The following is a 21048-nucleotide window of genomic DNA, read 5'->3' as shown; positions in this document are numbered from 1 at the left end:
ATCCCTCCTCACAGGTTCCACTGCTGGTTGGCGGCGCCCAGGCAGTCCCAGATGTGGATCTGCTGGCCGTCGGCGGAGCTGTTCTGCGACACATCGAGACAGCGGCCGGACACCGGGTTCCGGACCGTCTTGTCGGCCTGTGCCGTCCAGTTCTGGGCGCCGGTGCCGTTGCAGGTCCACAGCTGCGCCTTGGTGCCGTTCGCGGTCGCGCCGCCGGCCACGTCGAGGCACTTGCCCGACTGCGGGTTGCGCCACACCTGACCGTTGACCGTCCACACCTGCGCGGCCGAGCCGTTGCAGGTCCACAGCTGGATCTTGGTGCCGTCGGCGGTGCCGCCGCCGCTGACGTCCAGGCACTTGCCGGCGAGGCCGACGACCGGGCCGGTCCGGGCCGCGGTCAGGGTGAACGCGTCGACGTCGAAGAGCGCCCCGGCGCCGCCGCTGAACGTCAGGTACAGCGTGGTGGCGCCGGCCGGCGGGTTGGTGAGGGCGCCGCTGACGTCGGTGAAGACGTTCCAGCCGCCGGTCACCGGCACGGTGGCCGAGCCGAGCACGGTCCCGGTGGCCGAGCCGGCCCGCACCTGGATCGTGCCGCCGACGCCGGCCGACGAGACCCGGGCGCTGAAGCGCGATACGTTGCCGAGCTGGTACGGCTGGAACGCGATCCAGTCGCCGTTGTGGATGTCCCCGACGGTCTTGCCGCCCTCGGCCTCCGGCTTGTTCATCGGGGCGACGCCTGCGGAGGTCTTGTAGTGCTCGGCCTGCCGGTGCGCGGGTTGCAGGGTGTGCTGGGTGTGCGTGGTCAGGCCGCCGGCGTCGGTGTACTCGGCGTCGAACACCGCGAAGATGTTCGCCGCGGTGTCGTGCTCGCCGTCGACCGGGATGGTGAGCGTGCCGGAGCAGCCGGTCTTCGAGGTGATCTGGTGCCCGTGCTGGTCGTGGCCGAGCACGTAGGTCATCTTGACCTTGGCACAGTCGATGGTGGCGTCCTCCGGGTCGGTGACCGTCACCGAGTAGGCGACGGTGTCGCCGAAGGCGAAGACCTGCCCGTCGCCGGGCGCGCCGATCCGTACGGTGGGCGCGGTGTTGCCGACCCCGACCTGCACGCTGTCGGTGCCGGTGGCGCCCTGCGGGTCGGTGACGGTGAGCTTGACGTCGTAGGCGCCGTTGGCGGTGAACGTGTGCGACGGGCCGGCCGCCGTGGAGGTGCCGCCGTCGCCGAAGTCCCACCGGTAGGTCAGCGCCCCGCCCTCGGGGTCGGTGGAGCCGGCCGAGGAGAACTGGACGGTCAGCGGCGCCTGCCCGGAGGTCTGGTTGGCGTTCGCCACCGCGGTCGGGGCCCGGTTGCCGCCGCCGACGTAGTCGTACCGGTACAGCGCCGAGTTCTCGTCGCCGTTGAAGTAGCCGGTGCCGTAGTCGAGCACATAGAGCGCCCCGTCCGGCCCGAACGCCAGATCCATCACCTGCTTGCCGTTCCAGGTGAAGGCCGAGATCTCGCCGACCGAGCCGTCGGCGCCGACGTGGATCGGCTTGATCCAGCCGCGGCCGAACTCGGCGGCGAAGAAGTGCCCGTCCAGCGACTGCGGGAACTTCGTGGTGGAGGGGTTGGCGGCGTCGTACCGGTAGACCGGGCCGCCCATCGGCGATTCGGAGCCGCCGCCGAACTCCGGTGGCGTGCCGGCGTCCCCGCCGTACCGGATCCAGGAGGTCTTGGCCGCCGGAAGGGTGCCGAGGCCGGTGTTGCGGGGCGAGTTGTTGGCCGGCCCGGCCGCGCAGTTGAACTTGGCGCCGACGGCGCCGGTGGCGAAGTTGAAGTCGGCGTACGTCTCGGCGGCGGTGTTGGTGCCGGTGCAGTACGGCCAGCCGTGGTTGCCGGGCGCGGTGATCCGGTTGAACTCGACCTGGCCGCTGGGTCCGCGGGTGGACGACGATCCGGCGTCCGGGCCGTAGTCGCCGACGTAGACCACGCCGGTGGCCCTGTCGACGGTCATCCGGAACGGGTTGCGGAAGCCCATCGCGTAGATCTCCGGGCGGGTCCCGGCCGTGCCCGGGGCGAACATGTTCCCGGCCGGCGAGCTGTACGTGCCGTCCGCGTTGACCTTGATGCGCAGGATCTTGCCGCGCAGGTCGTTGGTGTTCGCCGCGGTCCGCTGGGCGTCGAAGGCCGGATTGCGGTTGGCGCGCTCGTCGATCGGGGTGTAGCCGTCGGACTGGAACGGGTTGCTGTCGTCGCCGGTGGACAGGTAGAGGTTGCCGGCCGCGTCGAAGTCGATGTCGCCGCCGACGTGGCAGCAGATGCCCCGGGTGGCCGGCACGTCGAGGATCGTGCGCTCGGCGCCGAGCTTCCAGTCCGCGGTGAGGGTGAAGCGGGCGAGGCGGTTGACGCCGTTCCAGGCGGAGAAGTCGGTGCCGGTGTCCGGGGCGTCGCCGGCCGGCGTGTTCAGCGGCGGGGCGTAGTAGAGGTAGATGAACCGGTTGGTGGCGAAGCCGGGGTCGACGCCGACGCCCTGGAGCCCCTCCTCGTCGTGGGTGTAGACGGCGAGGGTGCCGACGACGGCGGTGTTGCCGGCGGCGTCGGTGCGGCGCAGCGTGCCGTTGCGGGCGGTGTGCAGCACGGAGCGGTCCGGCAGCACGGCGAGGCTCATCGGCTCGCCGACCTCGGGTTCCCCCTTGGCGAGGGTGACCTGCTGGAAGTCGGCGGGGTTCACGGGGTGCGCCTGGGCTGGAGCCTGGGCGGTCGCGAGGATCAGAGCGGCTATGGAGCCGGCGGTCCACCATCGGCGGCGGGACGAAACGGGCATGGTGCGGCCATCCCTTCAGAGCTGAGGAACGTGCGGAATGGGTGGTCGCGCCGCCGACTTCACCTGCCCGAAACAGTAAAGAAGCCATCGACTTTTGTCACTACGTACGGAACTTTTCAACGCTGACGGTCAACTAACTCGTGCGCCAGCGCCGTCAGCCGGGCCGCCACCTCGGGCGCGATCCCCGATCCGGCCAGCGCCGCCAGGGCGGACTCCACCCTCAGCTTGATCAGTCGTTCCACGCCGTCCAGCGCGCCGGTGTCGACGATGATCCGGCGCAGCTCGGCCGCGCCCTCCTCGTCCAGGTCCGGGCTGCCCAGCAGCGCCCGGATCCGGGCCGCCTGCCGGTGCCCGGCCGCCTCGCGGGCCAGCGCCGTCAGCACCGTACGTTTGCCCTCGCGCAGGTCGTCGAGCACCGGCTTGCCGGTCACCGCCGGATCACCGAACACCCCGAGCACGTCGTCACGCAACTGGAAGGCGTCGCCGAGCGGATCACCGAACTCGGCGAAATCCGCCAGCAGCCCTTCCCCGGCGCCGGCCAGGGCCGCGCCGATCTGCAACGGCCGGGTCACCGTGTACCGGGCCGACTTGAGCCGGATCACGGTCAGGGCGCTCGCGGTCGAGCCGTCGCCCACCCCGGAGACCAGGTCGAGGTACTGGCCCGCGATCACCTCGGTGCGCATGGCGCCGAAGACCGCGTAACCCCGGCTCACCTGCTCGTCGCTCAGCCCGCAGCCCAGGAACATCTGGTCCGCCCAGGCCGCGCACAGGTCGCCGCAGAGCAGCGCGGTGCTGCGCCCGTACCGGGCCGCGTCACCGCGCCACGCCGACCGGGTGTGCAGGTCGGCGAAGAACGCGTGCACCGACGGCTCGCCGCGGCGCCGCTCACTGCCGTCCATGATGTCGTCGTGGATCAGCGCGAAGGCGTGGAAGATCTCCAGCGCCGCGGCCGCCGTGACGATGCCCGGATCGTCCTCGCCGTCCGCGCCGCGCCAGCCCCAGTAGCAGAACGTCGGCCGCAGCCGCTTGCCGCCGGACAGCAGGAACCGTTGCAGTGTGCTGAACAGCCCCCGCGGCGCCCCCTCGGGCCACTGTGGGCCCTGTCCGGTGAGAAAGCCGGCGAGCTGGGCGTCGAACCGGGCCCGCAATGTCACGATCCCCTCCCCTACCGCTCGGCCAGGCGCAACAGCAGGCTCTTCACCTCGGTGGCGGCGATCCGGCCGACGGCCCCGGCCGGGTCCGAGCAGAGCAGGACCGGGGAGTCCTCGGCGCGGTCCGGCAGGCGGCCGTGCGAGCCGCGGACCGCTCGCGCGCCGGCGTCCAGGCCGACCACCCGCATCAGGTAGCGCATGCCCAGCTTCTTGCGGGCCAGCGCGACGGCGGCCCGGCGCTTCGCGGCCGCCGGCCCGGCGGGATCGAAGAACAGTTCGGCCGGGTCGTAGCCGGGCTTGCGGTGGATGTCCACCAGCCGGGCGAAGTCCGGGGCGCGGGCGTCGTCGAGCCAGTAGTAGTAGGTGAACCACGCGTCCGGTTCGGCGACCAGCACCAGCTCACCGGAGCGGGCGTGGCCGAGACCGTCGCGCACCTCGGCGACCCCCGGCAGTCCTTTGAGCAGCGCGGCCACCACCGGCACGTCCGCCGGGTCCCGCACGTAGACGTGGGCGATCTGGTGGTCGGCGACGGCGAACGCGGTAGAGGTCCACGGGTCCAGGTACTCCATGCCGGCCTGGGTGTGGACCCGCAGCAGGCCCTTCTCGCGCAGCCGCCGGTTGACGTCGACCGGCCGGTGCACCGGGGTGATGCCGTACTCCGACAGCGCCACGATCGTCGCACCGCGGGCCGCGGCGGCGTCCAGCAGCGGGCCGAGCACGGTGTCCAGTTCGGCCGCGGCGGCCGCCGCGCGCGGGTCGTCCGGGCCGTACCGTTGCAGGTCGTAGTCCAGGTGTGGGATGTAGACCAGGGTCAGGTCCGGGTCGTGGGCGGCCATCACGTGTTCGGCGGCCCGGCAGATCCACGTGGACGAGGCGAGGCCGGCGCCCGGTCCCCAGTAGGTGAACAGCGGGAAGGTGCCCAGTTTCGCGGTCAGCTCGTCGTGCAGCTCCGGCGGGTCGGTGTAGCAGTCCGGCTCCTTGCGGCCGTCGGCGTGGTAGACCGGCCGTGGGGTGACCGTCCAGTCGACGTCCGCGCCCATGGCGTACCACCAGCAGATGTTGGCGACCGTGTAGCCCGGCGACCGTTTGCGGGCGGCCTGCCACACCTTCTCCCCGCCGACCAGGGCGTGATGCTGGCGCCACAGCAGCACCTCGCCCAGGCCCCGGAAGTACCAGCCGTTGCCGACGATCCCGTGCCCGGCCGGGGTCTCCCCCGTCAGCAGGCTGGCCTGCACGCTGCACGTGACGGCCGGGAGCACCGGGTCGAGCCGGTTGACGGAGCCGATCGCCCGCAGCCGGGGCATGTGTTCGAGCAGGCGCGGGGTCAGCCCGACCACGTCGAGGACCACGAGTTTCGTCATGCGTGCCCTCCGGTGAGCTGGTCGCGGGTCCAGGCGAGCTCACCGGCGATGCCGTCGGCCAGTTCCGCGGGCGAGGTGGGCCGCTGCCCGGCCGGCAGGACGTCCCAGGTGTAGGTCTCCACGTCGTAGTGGTCGCAGTCCACGACGGCGAGCGCGTCACGCAGCAGTGGTGTGGTGGCGGTCAGCGGTGGCGCGGGTGGCGTGTGCAGCGGCACGTGGAAGTGGATGCGCCACGGGCCGGGCGGGTTCTCGGCCAGGGCGAGGTCCAGGTCGTCGCAGGCGTGGCCGGCGGCGGTACGGGTCTGGTGCAGGAACCGGGGTTCGGCGTACCGCACCAGCACCGGCCGGGCCGCGACCGGGTCGGTGACCTCCAGGGCTGCCGACACCTGCACCTTGACGATCGGGACCCCGGCCGTGGCCAGCCGGTCCACCGCGGCTTTCGGGTCCTCCCAGGCGCACGCCAGGTGGGCCAGGTCGAGGCAGACGCCGAGCCGGTCGGTGTTCGTGCCGGCCAGCATGTCGACGGCCTGGGCGGTGGTCTCGGCGACACAGCCGGGCTCCGGTTCGAACGCCACCCGGACCACCCGGCCGGTCTGCCAGGCGATCTCGGACAGGCCCTCGGCGAGCCGGTCCAGCATCCGCCGGGCGGCGTCGTGGCTCTCCGTCGTCCACGGCTCACGCCAGGCCAGCGGCAGCGTCGACACCGAACCCCGGTCGGCGTCGGCGGGCAGCAGGTCGACCAGGATCCGGGCCAGGTCCAGGGTGTAGTCCAGACGCTCGGGGGTGGTCCAGTCGGGCCGGTAGACGGCATGTTTGACCACCGGCGCCTGGAACGCCTCGTACGGGAAGCCGTTGAGGGTGACCACCTCCAGACCGCGCACGTCCAGCTCCTGGCGCAACCGAAGACGGGTCTCACCGTCGTCGGCCAGCGCGGCCGCGACCGGCGCGGCCAGCCACAGGCCCAGCCCGAGCACGTCGGCGCCGAGCCGTTCCCGGACCGCGACGGCGTACGTGTCGAGCTGCCCGATGATCCCCGGCAGGTCCTCGGCAGGGTGCACGTTGGTGCAGTAGCTGAGATGGACCGGCCGGCCGTCCTGACGGCGGACCCGCATCAGCTGCCCCCTCGCAGGATCGAGCTGCCCTCGAAGAGCGGCCCGGTGTCGCCGGTCTCGCTCACATCGAGGCGCCCGGACTGTCCGTAGAACTCGACCGGGTTGCGCCACAGCACCCGGTCCACGTCGTCGTCGCTGAACCCGGCCGCGAGCATCGCCTCGCCGGTGCGCCGGGTCAGCAGCGGATCCGAGCGGCCCCAGTCGGCGGCGGAGTTGACCAGCATCCGGTCCAGGCCGTGCGAACGCAGGATCTCCACCATCCGTGGTGGTGACATCTTCGTGTCCGGGTAGATCGAGAAGCCCATCCAGCAGCCGGTGTCGTGCACGTCGCCGACGGTCACCTCGTTGAGATGGTCGACGACCACCCGGCCGGGGTGGATACCGCTCTCCCGCACCACGTCGAGGGTCCGTTTCACGCCCTGCGCCTTGTCCCGGTGCGGGGTGTGCACGAGTGCGGGCAGTTCATGGTCGACGGCCAGCGCCAGCTGCACGGCGAACGCCTCGTCCTCCTCCGGGGTCATCGCGTCGTACCCGATCTCGCCGACCGCCACCACCGTGTCCTTGTCGAGGTAGCGCGGGATCAGGTCGAGCACCGGCCGGCAGCGCGGGTCGTTGGCCTCCTTCGGGTTCAGGGCGATGGTGGCGTGGTGCCGGATGCCGAACTGGGCGGCCCGGAACGGCTCCCACCCGAGCAGCGAGTCGAAGTAGTCGGTGAACGAGCCCGGGTTGGTCCGTGGCTGGCCGAGCCAGAACGCCGGTTCGACGACGGCCCGGACTCCGGCGGCGGCCATCCGCCCGTAGTCGTCGGTGGTGCGTGAGGTCATGTGGATATGCGGGTCGAAGATGCGCACGGGACCTCCCAGGGGGACGGGTCAGGGGATGCGGTCGAGCAGGCGGCGCGCGTCGTCGGGCAGCCGGCGTCCGGCCGCCTCGCGCTCCGCGCGCAGAGCGGAGACCATCGCGGCCAGCTCACGGTCGGCGCGCCGGTCCAGGTCGTCGATCTTTTCCAGGGGTACGCCGATGAAGACGCACTTGAGCACGGCGTGCCGCCAGGCGTGCTGGTCGAGATGCCGGGCGTACGGGCCGAGCGCGGCCGTGATCAGCCGGGTGTCGTTGGTGCGCAGCGCGTCGTGCAGCAGCGGCACCGCCTCGGCGCCGAGCGGCAGCGCCGGCAGCGCCGTGAGGATCGCCAGCTTCTCGCCCGCGTCGCCGTGCCGGTACAGGTCGTCGACCCAGTAGGGCACCGTCTCCGGTGGCAGCGCGAGCAGCAGCCGGGTCCTGCCGTCCTCCTCGGGGCGGGTGTGGCGGCCGGCCGCCGCGAACAGGCGCACGATCGCCGGTGGGCTGTCGGCGACTCTCGCGACGGCGTCGGTGAGCCAGGGGTTCTGATCCATGGCGCCTCCTCGTCTACTTCCCGGCGGCCCTCAGGAAGTCCAGTGACCGGGCCGCGACCGTGGGGGCGGCGTGCGAGTGCCGGGGCAGTTCCACGGCGACCAGCCCTTCGTACCCGGCGGCGGACAGGGCCGCCAGCACCGGCGGGAAGTCGATCTCCCCGGTACCGAATTCGAGGTGCTCGTGGACGTCGCGCCGCATGTCGTCGATCTGGACGTTGACCAGGTGTTCGGCCACCGCCGTGACGCAGTCGGGCACCGGGATCGGCTCCAGGCAGCGGCAGTGCCCGATGTCGAGGGTGATACCGAACCCGGCCGGCGCGCCGAGGTCGGTGTGCAGCCGCCGCCAGCCGGCGATGTCCGGTACGAGCATGCCCGGCTCCGGCTCGAAGCCGAGCGTCACACCGCGGTCCTGGGCTGCCGCCACGATCCGAGCGCAGCCGTCGACCAGCCGGTCCCAGGCGGTGGCCTCGTCCACGTCGGCGGGACGGACACCGGCCCAGAACGACACCGCCTCGGCGCCCAGGTCCGCGCCGATGTCGACGGCCCGGCGCAGGAACTCCAGCCGCAGGTCCCGGTCGTCGTCGAGCAGGGTCGGCGAGTGTTTGCGCCACGGATCCAGCAGGTACCGGGCACCGGTCTCGATCACCACCGCGAGGCCCAGCGACGACAGCCGGGCGGACACCTCGCCGACCCGGCGGGCCAGGTCGCCGGAGAACGGATCCAGGTGGTCGTGGTCGAGGGTGAGCGCCACCCCCTCGTAGCCCAGGTCGGCGATCACGGCGAGCGCGTCGTCGAGCCGGTGGTTGGCGAACCCGTTGGTGCCGTAGCCGAACCGCAGGCCGCTCATGTCGTCACCTCCGCTGCGCTCCGGCGCCGCCATGAGTTCACGACTGAGCCCGATGATTCGCTCGCAAGCTCGCTCATCGAAAACCTCCGTGGAAACCCCCGGCTTCAGCCGTGGGGAGGAAACGGATTCCCTGCGGAGCAGGACGGGGAGAGCCGGTTCGCCGCCGAGGCGGATCCGGCGTCCCACCCGTGGGGCTCAAGTGAACAGATGTGCTAACGTTCGGCACGTCCGGCCGGTGAGAACCAAACCGGCTGGAATGAATGCGTGTTGTCGAAGTTTTGCCACGGCGGAGCGTGACCGTGCCAGTGCTGACGATGTAAGACATGCGGCTCGACTCCCTTCGGGGTGGTGGGTCGGATGCGGTCTGAGCTGGCAAATCCCCCGGATTTACCCGTGGGGATGACGTTAAGTGGGGCTCACCTTCCGGGCCAGCGGTGCGGCCAGGAGCGCGGCGCCGGCCACCGCGACGCCTGCCGTCGGACGGCCGGCGCGGGCGGTCAGGGCGCCCTGCAACGCCGGGAACGCGGTGATCCCGGCCGTCACCGCGCCCTGCAGCGTCGCCGCGTCCGGGCTGGTCAGGGCACGTTGCTGGGCGGCGCCGAAACGGGCCGCGTACCAGGCCGAGAGCAATCCGCCGACGGTCGTCGCCGGCGAGGCGGCGGCGCCCGCGACCATCGCGGTGCCGGCCAGGGTCGAGGCGGGCAGCGACGCGGTGGCGCCGGTCGTCTCCCGGCGGGACAACAGCGTGATCAGGTACGTGTGCGCGGCGACCGTGGCGGCGGCCGGAACCGCTGCCCGGTACCGCCCGGGGCCGACGCCGAGCAGCACGTCGAGCCCGCGGCAGGCGGCCATCACGGCCGGTCCGGCGGCGGTCTTCTTGGCGATGAGGTCGTACGCCCAGACCGCGCCGGCCAGCGGAACCGCGACAGCGGCGGCCCGGCGGCCCCCGGCGAGCGCCGCGATCGTGACCCCGGCGCCGGTCAGGGCCGCGGCGACGCCCAGTGCGGTGCCGGGCCGGACCCGGCCGGACGGGATGGGCCGCCCGGGCCGTTCGACCGCGTCGATCTTCCGGTCCGCGAGGTCGTTCGCGGCCATGCCCGCCCAGTAGAGGCAGACCGACGCGCCGGCCAGCGCGAGTGTCCGTGGGCGCAGGGTGCCGGCCGCGGCCGCTCCGGCGACGACGTCACCGGGCACCGACAGGGCGGCGGGCGCGCGTACCAGCTCGGCCAGATCCCGCCAGCCCGTCACGGCAGTGCTTCCTTGGGCATGCCCTCCCGGCCCTCGCCTGCGGCCGGCGGAGCATCTCGCGGTGGCTGCCGCTCGGTGCAGTCGGTCATGCCGGGTGCCTGATCGAGGCCGGCGACGAACTCGGTGAGCAGCCGGAACTGGTCGGCCAGGCCGTGCGGGACGTAGCCCGGTGGGTCCTTGAAGAAGAAGGCCAGCTCGGTCAGCGCCCCGGAGCGTCCGGCGGCGTGTGCGGCGCCGGTCAGCCGGGCCAGGTCCAGGACGAGCGGGGCGGCCAGTGCCGAGTCGCAGCCGTGCCAGGTGAACTCCAAGCGCATCCGGGTGCCGAGGAAACCGGCGAACGTCACCAGGTCCCAGGCGGTCTTGAAGTTGCCGATGTCCTCGACGTACTCGATCCGGACCGTGCCCTGTGGCTGCTGTCCCAGCGTCTCCCGCAGCACCCGCTGCTTGCTCGCGGTCTTGGCGTCGTTGGCGGCCGGATCGGCGAGGTTCGCCCCGTCGCCGCCGCCGAGCAGGTTGATGCCGGACCAGGTGAGCACGTCCAGGTTGCGCTGGGCGAACATGGGCGCCAGCACCGACTTGAGCAGGGTCTCCCCGGTCTTGCCGTCGCGCCCGGCATACGGCAGCCCCTGCCGCCGGGCCAGTTCGTCGAGGGCGGGCAGCCGGGCGCCGGTGGACGGGGTGAAGTCGACGTAGGGGCAGCCGGCCCGCAGTGCCGCGTAGGCGTACAGCGCGCTCGGCGGCAGCACCGGCCGTCCCGCGGCGAGGGCGGCCTCCAGCAGCGCGAGTTCGGCGTACGCCGGATCCGGCTCGGCGACCGGCTCGGTGGAGGCGACGTTCACCACCACGACCCGGTCCAACCGGTGGCGTTCCCGGAACTCCACCAGGTCGGCGATGATGAGGCCGGCCGTCCCCGCCGGGGTGCTGCCGGCCAGCAGCGGCCGGATCCGGGCGTCCACCGCGGCCAGGTCGGCCTGCACGGCGGCCACCAGGCGCGCCGGGACGACCCCGGCGTCGGCCAGGGCCTCGGCCCGCTTGGTCAGCGGCACCGTGGACGGATCGTGGCCGCCGAAGACGAGATCACCGAAACCGGGAAGGGCGGCAGCCCGCAGGCCGGGCAGCTCGGTGACGCACCCGGTCGGCGCGGCCAGGCCGGCGCGCATGGCCAGTGCTCCGACAATGCTGGTGACCGCGACGCTGCCGCGACCGCCGACCAGCCAGACACCCAGGGACATGACTCCTCCGAATTCGTTGGCGGTGCCGGACAGTGCCGCCGGGACGCCGGCGGCGGGCAGGCAGGCGGAACCGGTGCGGCGTTCCGGCTCCGCCTGCCGTTCAGGGGGTCACCCGGCCCGGCGCGGGAATCCCGTCCGTGCCGCACCGGGTGGCGGTCGTCTCTCCCGCCGCCCGTCCGGACACGGGGCGCACCGTGTCCGGACCCTCGCGGGTGGTGGAAGAGCCCGGTCGTGCAGCAGTGGTCAGGCGGCCACCTCCGCGAAGATCGGCTCCACGTCGGTCCAGCCGGAACCGTGCCCGGCCGAGCGCAGGACGGCGTCCAGCACCAGCTGCACCTGGAGCGCGTCGGTGAACGACGGGGCCGGGTCGGCGCCGGTGGCGATCGCCTCGATCAGGTCACGGGCCTGGTGGGTGAAGGAGTGCTCGTAACCGATCCCGTGGCCGGGCGGCCACCAGGCGGACAGGTACGGGTGATCCGGTTCGGTCACCAGGATCGTGGTGAAGCCCTGTTCGGTGGACGGCTCGGTGGCGTCGTAGAACTCGAGCTCGTTCATCCGCTCGAAGTCGAAGGCGATCGACCCCAGCGATCCGTTGATCTCCACACGCAGCCCGTTCTTGCGGCCGGTCGCGAAGCGGGTGGCCTCGTACGTGGCGATCGCACCCCCGTCGAGCCGGGCCAGGAACAGCGCGGCGTCGTCGACGGTCACCTGCCCGGTGGTGACCGTGCCGTTGCCGTCCCCGGCCGCCGCGCTGAGCCCGCTGGACGCCTGCGGCAGCGGCCGTTCCTTGACGAACGTCTCGGTCAGCGCGGTCACCCCGGTGATGCGCTGACCGGTGACGAACTGGGTGAGGTCGATGATGTGCGCGCCGATGTCGCCGAGCGCACCGGAGCCCGCCTTGTCCTTCTGCAGCCGCCAGACCAACGGGAACTGGGGATCGGTGATCCAGTCCTGGAGGTAGACGGCGCGGACGTGCCGGATGTCGCCGATCCGCCCGTCGGCCACCATCCGCCGCATCAGCGCGACCGCGGGCACCCGCCGGTAGTTGAATCCGCACATCGACCGGACGCCGGCCGCCGCGCCCCGTTCCGCGGCGGCGGCCATCTGCCGGGCCTCGTCGATCGTGTTGGCCAGCGGCTTCTCGCAGAGGACGTGTTTGCCGGCGGCGAGTGCGGCGATCGCGATCTCGGCGTGGCTGTCCCCGGGCGTACAGATGTCGATCAGGTCGATGTCGTCGCGGGACACCAGCGCCCGCCAGTCGGTGGTGTGTTGCTCCCAGCCGAGCCGGGCCGCCGCCGCGGCGACGTTCGCCTCGTCACGGCCGCAGACCGCCGTCATCCGGGCATGCAGGGGCAGGTCGAACACGCGGTTCACGGTGCGCCACGCCTGTGAGTGCGCGGAGCCCATGAACGCGTAGCCGACCATGCCGACCCGCAGTTGCGATTGCGTGGACAAGATGGGTCTCCCCCCGTACGCGGTCAGAACCCGAGCTTGATGTAGCTGCTCGCGTTCCCCTTCGTGATGGTCTCCGAGGCCAGCACGATGTCCTTGGGCACCTGGAGCTCCACCAGGTCGGACATACCCTTGTTCTGGCCGATCAGCCGGGCCAGCGAGATGGCCGACGAGGCCATCGACGGGCTGTAGGTGACCGTCGCCTTGAGCACCGTGTTGTCGGCCTGGATCGTCTCGATGGCCTGCTTCGAGCCGGCGCCGCCGACCATGATGAACTCGCTGCGGCCGGCCTGGTTGATCGCGGCCAGCACGCCGACGCCCTGGTCGTCGTCGTGGTTCCAGAGCGCGTCCATCTTCGGCAGCGCCTGCAGCAGCTGTGCCGCCTCCTGCTGGCCGGAGTCGACGGTGAACCGGGCCGCACGACGGTTGGCCACCTTGAACCCGGCCGCCGTCAGCGTGTCGGTGAAGCCCTTGGACCGCTCCTGGGTCAGCTCCAGCTCGTCCATGCCGGCGATCTCGCCGATGATCGGGGCGGTGACGCCCTTCACCTTCATCTGGGTGATGATGTAGTCGGCCGCGGCCACACCCATGCCGTAGTTGTCGCCCTTGATCAGGGTGCGGTAGGCGCGGGCGTCGGGGAAGGCGCGGTCCAGGTTGACCACCGGGATGCCGGCGGCCATCGCCTCGAGGCCGAACGAGTTGAGCTCCTTGCCGTCGTGCGGCAGCAGCACGATGACGTTGGGTTTCTGCCCGAGCAGCGTGGACAGCGCCGCACGCTGGGCGGCGGCGTCGGCGCCCGCCTCCACCGACTTGAACTCGACGTCCGAGTAGGCCTGGGCCTGCGCCTTGGCGTTGTTGGTGATGGCCGCGATCCACCCGTGGTCGGCCGCGGGGGCGGAGAAGCCGATGACGACCTTCTGACCCGGCGCCGCGTTGCCCTCGGCGTTTCCGGAGTCCTTGGTCTGCGCCGGGGTCGGCGCCGCTTCGTTGCTGGTGCACGCGGTGAGAAGGGCTCCCGCACCCACCGCGGCGCCGCCGAAGAGCAGCCGGCGCCGCGACAGGTCGGAGTTGTTCTTTTCCATGGCCATCTCCTATGTCTCGTCTCGAGGACGGGGGTGTGAAGGGTGTGCGAGACCCGGCGGCCGTCCGACGGACGGTCACCTCGCGGAAGAAGCGGAATTCAGCTGGTGGTGGTCGCCCGGTTCCGGGCGAAGAACTGCGTGACGGACTTGAAGCGGAACTGCTGGACCAGGACCGCCGCGACGATGATGCCGCCCTTCACCATGTTCTGGGCCTCGGTGGAGAGACCGTTGATGGCGAACAGATTGGTGATCGTCGCGAAGATGAGCACGCCCAGGATGGAACCGACGATCGTGCCCCGTCCCCCGCTGAGCAGCGTGCCCCCGATGATCGCGGCGGCGATGGCGTCCAGCTCGTACAGGTTGCCCATGGCCGCCTGCGCGGAGGTCGCCTGCGACGTCAGCATGATCGCGGCGATGCCGCAGCACAGACCGGACAGCCCGTAGAGCAGCATGGTGTGCAGTTTGACGTCGATGCCGGCCAGGCGCGCGGCCTCCGGGTTGCCGCCGACCGCCACCGTGCGCCGGCCGAACGTGGTGCGGTTCAGCAGCACCCAGCCGGCCACCGCGACGACGGCGAGGATGTAGACCAGCAGCGGGACGCCCAGGACCCGGTCGCTGGCGAGACTGTTGATGAAGGTGTTGGCGGAGATCTGCGTCTGTTTGCCGGAGATCGCCGCGGCCAGGCCCCGGGCCGACACGAGCATCGCCAGGGTGGCGATGAAGGGCACCAGGCGGCCGTACGAGATGAGCACCCCGTTGATCAGGCCGACGGACACGGCCACCACGATCGCCGTGAAGATCATGCCGACGGTGCCGTACGACTGGGTGGCCAGCGTCGTGCACCACACCCCGGCCAGGGCGACGATCGCGCCGACCGAGAGGTCGATCCCGCCGCCGATGATGACGAACGTCATCCCGACCGTGACCACGCCGACGACCGACGCCAGTTGCAGGATCGACACCATGTTGTTCCACACCCAGGTGGAATCGCTGTAGAGCTGCGGCTGGGTGATGGCGCCGATGACGATCAGCGCGACGAGCACGCCGACCAGGACCAGGTTTCGGGCCACCGACTCGCCGGACTCGCCGGCCCACGACCGCTTCTGCGCGGCCCCGCCCGGTGGTTCCGTGGCGGCGCCGGGCACCGCCAGACCGGTGCCTTCACTGAGCGTCACGCTGGCGTCCCTTCCATCAACGACCCCGCCATCACGAGGTCGAGCACCGTGTCTTCGTCGAGTTCGTGGGAGGGCGCCTGGCGGACGACCCGGCCCTCGCGCATCACCAGCACGCGATCGGACAGGCCGAGCACCTCGGGCACCTCGCTGGAGACCAGCAGCACGCCCACCCCTTCCGAGGCGAGCCGGCGGATCACCCGGTAGAGCTCGGCCCGCGCGCCGACGTCGACGCCGCGGGTCGGCTCGTCGAGCAGCAGCAGGCGGGTGTCGCCGAGCAGCCAGCGCCCGACCACGACCTTCTGCTGGTTGCCGCCGGACAGTGTGCCCACCGGCCGGCGTACGTCACGCGGGCGCAGATCCAGCGACGCGGCGATCCGGTCGGCTTCGGCGCGTTCGCGCCCGGCGTCGGTGAAACCCAGACGGGCCAGGCCGCTGAACGTCGCCAGGGTCATGTTGCGGTAGATCGGCTCGCCGAGCAGCAGCGCCTGGCTCTTGCGCTCCTCGGGGGCCATGCCCATGCCGGCCCGAACGGCCGAGCCGACGCTCCCGGGCCGCAGCGTGCGCCCACCGAGCGTGACGGTGCCGGTGTCGGCTCGGCGCGCGCCGTAGACGGTTTCGAGCAGTTCGGAACGGCCGGATCCGACCAGCCCGGCGATGCCGACGATCTCCCCGGCGGCGACGCTGAGCGAGACGTCGCGGAACTCGCCGGCCCGGGTCAGGCCGTCGACCCGCAACAGCTCCTCGCGCTGGGGCGGCTCCTCCGGCCGGGGCGGGAACACGTACTCGATGGTCCGGCCGGTCATCCGGCTGACCAGCTCGCTGGTCGGGGTTTCCTTGGCGGACAGGTTCGCGGCCGTGGTGCGGCCGTCCTTGAGCACGGTGACCCGGTCGCCGATCTCGCGGATCTCCTCGAGCCGGTGCGAGATGTAGATGACGGCGATGCCCTGGGCGGTGAGGCTGCGGATGATCCGGAAGAGGTTCTCCACCTCGTCGTGGGCGAGCACCGCGCTGGGCTCGTCCATGATCATCAGCTTGGCCTCCTGGGACAGCGCCCGGGCCATGCTGACCACCTGCTTCCCGGCGGCCTGCAACGCGTGGACCATCCGGCGGGCCGGGATCTCCTCGTGCCCGAGCGACCCGAGGATCCGCCGGGTCCGGTCGGCCATGGCGCCTCGCCGGATGAACCCCAGCCGGCGCGGCTCGTGGCCGAGGAAGACGTTCTCCGACACCGACAGGTCGTCGACCAGGTCGAGTTCCTGGTAGATGGTGGCGATGCCGGCCTTCATGGCGGCCTGCGGGTTGGCGAACGCGACCGGCTGGCCGAGCCATTCGACCGTGCCGGCGTCCGGCCGGTGCACCCCGGACAGCACCTTGATCAGCGTGGACTTGCCGGCGCCGTTCTGCCCGAGCAGGCAGTGCACCTCACCGGCCCGCACCTCCAACTGCACCCCGTCGAGGGCCCGCACCCCGGGGAACGTCTTGACCAGATCGGTCAGCCGCAGCACCACGTCCGGCTCGCTCACGACGCCTGCTCGAAGGCGACGTCGCTGGCCAGGACGGCCGCTCCGGTGACCCCGGCGCGGGAGCCGAGTTCGGAGAGCACGATCGGGAGGTTGCCGGTGGCCAGGGGCAGTGACCGGCGGTAGACGGCACTGCGGATCTCCGCGAGCAGGATGTGACCCAGTTGGGCGAGCCCTCCCCCGATGACGATCATGGAGGGGTTGGCGAAACTGACCAGGGAGGCGAGCACCGAGCCGAGGCGGTGGCCGCCCTCGCGGATCAGCTTGATGCAGGCGACGTCCCCCTCGGTGGCGCCCTCGGCCACGTCGCGGGCGGTGAGCACGCCGCGGGCGGCCAGCCGGTCGGCGAGCGCGGGCGACCCGGCACGGGCCGCGACCATCGCGTCGCGGGCCAGCGCCGTGCCGCTGAACAGGGCTTCGAGGCAGCCGACGTTGCCGCAGGAGCACATCGGACCGTGCGGGTCGACCTGGATGTGGCCGATGTCGCCGGCGCAGCCGTCGGTGCCGCGGTAGACGCCGTCGTTGAGGTAGATGCCGCAGCCGATGCCGGTGCCGATCTTCACGAACAGGAAGTCCTGCACGCTGTGCGCGACACCGCCGTGCTGCTCGCCGACGGCCATGATGTTCACGTCGTTGTCGACCACCGCGGGGCAGCCGTGCTCGCGGGTGAGCAGCTCCCGGACGCCGAACCGGTCCCAGCCCGGCATGATCGGCGGCGAGACCGGCACCCCGTCGCGGAAGCTGACCGGCCCCGGCACCCCGATCCCGATCGCGTCGAGCCGGTCGTAGGCGCCCTCCACCCGGGCCTTGGCCAGCAGTTCGTTGACGCGGTGCAGGATCACCTTGGGGCCGGAGCGGATGTCGGCCTCTTCGGTGTAGTTGGCCACCGGCTCCAGGCGGCCGTTGGTCACCTCGACGTCGATCGAGCTGGCGCCCAGGTCGACCGCGGCGAACCGAAGCCTGGGATGCAACTCGACGAGCGTCGAGCGGCGGCCGCCCCGGGAGGCGGCCATCCCGGCTTCGACCAGGTAGCCCGCGGCGACCAGACGTTCCACTTCGGCCAGCAGCCGCGGGCGGGGCAGTTGCAGCCGATCGGCCAGCTCGGCCCGCGAGATGGCGCCCTCGTTCCGCAGCAGGCGTAGCAGCCGCAGGTAGGGAGGATCGATCGTCACACGCACGTTGGCTCCACATCCGCACGTCAGAGCGTGCCGCGTCCGCCGATGTCACATCGATGTCATGTCGATGTGTTACATGCGCCACAGTAGAAGTGATTGTTCTGGCTGTCCATAGCTTCCGGCTGATCCATCTCAAACTTTCGACAGATCCTGCAAAAGCTCGGGCAGGTCACCTCTCAAGCAAGATCCTTCAAACCAAAACCCCAACCGCCCAGGGGTACGGCCGGCGGCAGTCCCGGCCACTGCGCGGGCGAGATCGGGCAGTGCAACGACCCGTGACAGAAGTCCGGCAGCAGGTCGCGGATGTCCAGGCCCAGGCCGTCGTAGTGGATCCCCGGGCCGTCCGGGCCGCCGACGATCAACGGCCGGTCACGGTGATCGCGGTGCGGCCTCGGGCGCTGCCGACTCGGCTTGCCGGCGGTGGACCTGACCGTTGGCTTCGCTGCGGGCGCGCGCGTGGGTGCCGCGATCGGCTTGATCGCGGGCCTCGGGGTGGCCGGCGCCGGGCGGACCGGGCTGGGCTTGACGACGACAGCCGGGCGGCTCGGGCCCGGCTTCGCGGTGAGCGCCGGACGGGTCGGGTACGGCTTGCCGACGGCCGGGCGGGTGATGGTGGGCGCCGAGGAGGTCGTGACCGGCAACGGCTGGACGACGGAAGGCGTGGAATATCCGGTGGGCCGCGACGGCTGGGCCGGCACCGCCTGCGCGACAGTAGGTACGGGAGAACTCGTGGCCGGCACCACCTGCGTGACAGTGAACGTGGGGGAACTCGTGGCCGGCACCGACTGCATGACAGTGGGCGTGGGTGAACTCGTGGCCGGCACCCCCTGCGTGACGGTGGGGGTGGGAGAACTCGCCTGCGTGACGGTGGGCACGGGCTTGACCGGGTTGCCCTGCGAATCGAGGATACGCAGCACGAACGCGTCGGCATCGGGTGCCGGGTCCGGGACGGGACCGCCGCTGCGGGCGATGGGCGGTGGCAGCAACGTCGTGATGACGGCGACCCCGGCGACGGTGACGATCCTGCGCATCCGGGTGTCCTCCTCGGGCTGATGTAACGGAACCATCAGAGGCTAGCCCGATATCCGACAAAACGGTCATTACACGCATAAGTGCACTCCGTGCGGGTGGCTGGTCGTAACACCTGCGGTGGGCGGCCGTGCTCCACGCGTACAAAAGAATGGTCTTCGACGGAGGGATGCCACGGTGGAGTACACACGGTTGGGCCGGACCGGCCTGCGGGTGAGCCGGATCGGTCTGGGCTGCATGAGCTACGGCGCCGCGGCCGCGGGCGTGCACCGGTGGACGCTCGGCGAGGACGACGCGGCCGCCTTCTTCCGGCAGGCCGTCGACCTGGGCGTCACGTTCTGGGACACCGCGAACGTCTACCAGGGCGGCACGTCGGAGGAATACGTCGGCCGGGCGATCACCCGATTCTCCCGCCGCGAGGACATCGTGCTCGCCACCAAGGTCAGCGGCCGCATGCACGACGGCCCGGGCGGCAGCGGCCTCTCCCGCAGGGCGATCCTCGAACAGGCGGACGCGTCGCTGCGCCGGCTCGGCACCGACTTCATCGACGTCTACTACGTGCACCGGTACGACGAGCAGACCCCGGTCGAGGAGACCATGTCCGCGCTGCACGACCTGGTACGCGCCGGCAAGGTGCGCTACCTCGGCGCGTCGTCGATGTGGGCGTGGCAGTTCGCGAAGATGCAGCACGCCGCCGTGGTGAACGGCTGGACCACGTTCTCCGCCATGCAGGACCAGTACAGCGTGCTCAAGCGCGAGGAGGAGCGGGAGATGATCCCGATGTGCCTCGACCAGGGGGTGGGCCTGACGCCGTACTCGCCGCTGGCGAAGGGCCGGGCGGCCCGCCCGTGGGGTGAGCAGACCGCGCGATCGTCATCGGACACCGTCGCCGAGACGTTCGACCGCGACGCCGACCGGGCGGTGGTCGAGGCCGTCGAGCGGGTGGCCGGGGCACGCGGCGTCCCGATGGCGCGGGTCGCCCTGGCCTGGGTGCTGTCCCGGCCGGTGGTGTCCTGCCCGATCGTCGGCGCCACCGCGCCGCACCACCTCCAGGACGCCGTCGCGGCCCTGGACCTCCGGCTCACCGACGAGGAACGCGCCGAGCTGGAGAACTGGTACACCCCGCAGGACAACTACTGGTGGTGACCGGTCAGGGTGGCGACACCGAGGGAGCCGGGGAGGGCTTCGCGGCGCGGGCGTGCTCGACGGCGGCGATCGTGGCCGCGTCCACGGTTCCGGTGGGCTCGATCCCCAGGTCCTTCTGGAAGGCCTTGAGCGCCTCGGTCAACTCGTCGGTCCAGGTGCCGTCGACCGGCCCGGTCCAGAACCCGGCCAGCTTCAAGGTCTGCTGCACGGCCGCGGTGGACGCGATCGCCTCGTCGGCGGCCGCACCGCCCCTGGCCCGTAGATCGCTCTGCAACGCCGCGTCGGTGGCCTTGTCGACGGCGCCGGTCTCGGTCAGGCCGTGCGCCTTCTGCAGGGCCCGCACCGCGTCGACCGTGGTCGGACCGTAGACGCCGTCCACCTCGGCCTTGTAGTAGCCGGCCGTGGACAGCGACTTCTGCACCGCCAGCGTGTAGTCGCGGGCCTGGCCGCGCTGCTCCTCGGTGGCGCAGCCGGCCTCGCCCAGCAGATCCAGCCAGGACATCTCCAGCGCGACGGCGGCCGAGTTGAACCGCTCCGACGCCTGCCGCAGCGGTGTCTGGTCGGCGATGCCCGCCTGCGCCGCGGTGAAGTCGGCGTCGGCCTGTCTCACCCGGCTGACCGTGGTGTCGGCGACGGACGCCCCCGGCTCGGGCGGCTTCGACGGCGACGGCGACGGCGACGGGGCCGGCGGCAGCGACGCGCCGGCGCGGGCGGACGCCAGGGCCGCGGCCGCCTCGGCCAGCTCCTTCTCGGCGTCCGCGACCGCCTGGCGGGCCTCGGCCAGCTTCTCGATCGAGGTGACCACCTGCGACCGGGGTTCGGCCAGGTCCGCGCCGGCCTCCTTCACGTCGCCGACGGTCGGCGCCGTGCCGGTGATCAGGTCGCCGTACCGGTCCAGGGCGGTCACGTAGGAGGAGCCGGTCCGGCAGAAGGCCTCGATCTGGCCGGCCAGTTCGGCCTGTGCCCCGGCGAGGGCCTCCTGCGCGTCGGCGAGCTGCCGTTCGGCGACCGTCACCCGGGCGTCGCCGTCGCCGCTGCCGCATCCGGTCACCGCGAGAATCCCGCCGAGAAGCAGGATCGGTACGCGGGCCCGCATGTCAGCGGCGGTCGTTGCGCTTGCGGATAATGACCACCACGCCCGCGACCACCAGCAACAGGGGCAGGAACAGTCCCCACATCAGCCATCCGTTCATGCGGCGATCGTCGCAGTCCGGCGACCGTTCCCGGATCATCCCGGTGGGATGAGGAGGCGAGCTGACACGATCGGCCGTTTCCCGGCGGGTGCGGTGAGGCGGGAATAGTCTTCCGGTATCCGGCGAGACT

At 71.8% G+C, this 21048-nt stretch carries 18 protein-coding genes; 2 read left to right on the top strand and 16 right to left on the bottom strand.

Translation table 11 applies throughout. The features are described from left to right. Window positions 1-8: 8 nt before the first annotated feature. From IEZ13_RS10005 to IEZ13_RS09935, 15 genes are all read right to left on the bottom strand, one after another. Complete coding sequence (locus tag IEZ13_RS10005) at window positions 9-2801, bottom strand: PQQ-dependent sugar dehydrogenase (protein WP_183220522.1); 2793 nt, start codon at window positions 2799-2801, stop codon at window positions 9-11. A gap of 116 nt (window positions 2802-2917) precedes the next feature. Continuing rightward, window positions 2918-3955: a polyprenyl synthetase family protein gene (locus IEZ13_RS10000; protein WP_229794586.1), complete on the bottom strand. Its 1038-nt coding sequence runs from the start codon at window positions 3953-3955 to the stop codon at window positions 2918-2920. 11 nt (window positions 3956-3966) lie between these two features. Further along, window positions 3967-5313: an alkaline phosphatase family protein gene (locus IEZ13_RS09995; RefSeq protein WP_183220521.1), complete on the bottom strand. Its 1347-nt coding sequence runs from the start codon at window positions 5311-5313 to the stop codon at window positions 3967-3969. Continuing rightward, window positions 5310-6425: a metabolite traffic protein EboE gene (eboE, locus tag IEZ13_RS09990; protein WP_183220520.1), complete on the bottom strand. Its 1116-nt coding sequence runs from the start codon at window positions 6423-6425 to the stop codon at window positions 5310-5312. Before eboE ends, IEZ13_RS09995 begins: the two co-directional genes overlap by 4 nt. Beyond that, window positions 6425-7276, bottom strand: coding sequence for a TatD family hydrolase (locus IEZ13_RS09985; protein ID WP_183220519.1), 852 nt, complete (start codon window positions 7274-7276; stop codon window positions 6425-6427). Before IEZ13_RS09985 ends, eboE begins: the two co-directional genes overlap by 1 nt. Before the next feature lie 21 nt (window positions 7277-7297). Continuing rightward, window positions 7298-7819 (bottom strand): EboA domain-containing protein, encoded by a 522-nt coding sequence (locus IEZ13_RS09980; protein WP_183220518.1) that lies wholly within the window; start codon window positions 7817-7819, stop codon window positions 7298-7300. 13 nt (window positions 7820-7832) lie between these two features. After that, window positions 7833-8666 (bottom strand): sugar phosphate isomerase/epimerase family protein, encoded by an 834-nt coding sequence (locus tag IEZ13_RS09975; RefSeq protein ID WP_183220517.1) that lies wholly within the window; start codon window positions 8664-8666, stop codon window positions 7833-7835. Between the two features lie 405 nt (window positions 8667-9071). Continuing rightward, window positions 9072-9914, bottom strand: a complete 843-nt coding sequence (locus IEZ13_RS09970; RefSeq protein ID WP_183220516.1) for an SCO3242 family prenyltransferase — start codon at window positions 9912-9914, stop codon at window positions 9072-9074. Beyond that, entirely contained in the window at window positions 9911-11146 is a 1236-nt protein-coding gene (locus IEZ13_RS09965) for an inositol-3-phosphate synthase (RefSeq protein ID WP_183220514.1), read from the bottom strand. Before IEZ13_RS09965 ends, IEZ13_RS09970 begins: the two co-directional genes overlap by 4 nt. Window positions 11147-11389: 243 nt before the next feature. Then, on the bottom strand, window positions 11390-12571 hold the full coding sequence (locus tag IEZ13_RS09960; protein ID WP_183220792.1) for a Gfo/Idh/MocA family protein: 1182 nt from the start codon (window positions 12569-12571) through the stop codon (window positions 11390-11392). A 53-nt stretch (window positions 12572-12624) separates the two neighbouring features. Continuing rightward, the gene (locus tag IEZ13_RS09955) at window positions 12625-13680 is read right to left on the bottom strand and encodes a substrate-binding domain-containing protein (protein WP_183220512.1); all 1056 of its coding nucleotides are present in this window, start codon (window positions 13678-13680) and stop codon (window positions 12625-12627) included. A gap of 98 nt (window positions 13681-13778) precedes the next feature. Next, the gene (locus IEZ13_RS09950) at window positions 13779-14750 is read right to left on the bottom strand and encodes an ABC transporter permease (protein WP_372441861.1); all 972 of its coding nucleotides are present in this window, start codon (window positions 14748-14750) and stop codon (window positions 13779-13781) included. Window positions 14751-14851: 101 nt separating this feature from the next. Further along, on the bottom strand, window positions 14852-16378 hold the full coding sequence (locus tag IEZ13_RS09945; protein WP_229794585.1) for a sugar ABC transporter ATP-binding protein: 1527 nt from the start codon (window positions 16376-16378) through the stop codon (window positions 14852-14854). Then, window positions 16375-17553, bottom strand: coding sequence for an ROK family protein (locus tag IEZ13_RS09940; protein ID WP_203833758.1), 1179 nt, complete (start codon window positions 17551-17553; stop codon window positions 16375-16377). The genes IEZ13_RS09945 and IEZ13_RS09940 overlap by 4 nt, the downstream gene beginning before the upstream one ends. 173 nt (window positions 17554-17726) lie before the next feature. Further along, window positions 17727-17912, bottom strand: a complete 186-nt coding sequence (locus tag IEZ13_RS09935; protein ID WP_183220508.1) for a hypothetical protein — start codon at window positions 17910-17912, stop codon at window positions 17727-17729. Window positions 17913-17970: 58 nt separating this feature from the next. Here IEZ13_RS09935 and IEZ13_RS09930 point away from each other — a divergent pair, with 58 nt between their 5' ends. Then, window positions 17971-18603 carry a hypothetical protein gene (locus IEZ13_RS09930; protein WP_183220506.1) on the top strand — a complete coding sequence of 211 codons (633 nt, stop codon included), beginning with the start codon at window positions 17971-17973 and terminating at the stop codon, window positions 18601-18603. A gap of 153 nt (window positions 18604-18756) precedes the next feature. Then, on the top strand, window positions 18757-19725 hold the full coding sequence (locus tag IEZ13_RS09925; protein WP_183220504.1) for an aldo/keto reductase: 969 nt from the start codon (window positions 18757-18759) through the stop codon (window positions 19723-19725). A 4-nt stretch (window positions 19726-19729) separates the two neighbouring features. On the opposite strand, the gene IEZ13_RS09920 is transcribed toward IEZ13_RS09925, so the two are convergent. After that, complete coding sequence (locus IEZ13_RS09920; RefSeq protein WP_183220502.1) at window positions 19730-20821, bottom strand: peptidoglycan-binding domain-containing protein; 1092 nt, start codon at window positions 20819-20821, stop codon at window positions 19730-19732. Window positions 20822-21048: the final 227 nt, after the last annotated feature.

It is taken from the genome of Actinoplanes campanulatus (assembly GCF_014647795.1).
In the GTDB taxonomy this organism is placed as follows: domain Bacteria; phylum Actinomycetota; class Actinomycetes; order Mycobacteriales; family Micromonosporaceae; genus Actinoplanes; species Actinoplanes campanulatus.
This window is presented reverse-complemented; position numbering and strand designations above follow the sequence as displayed.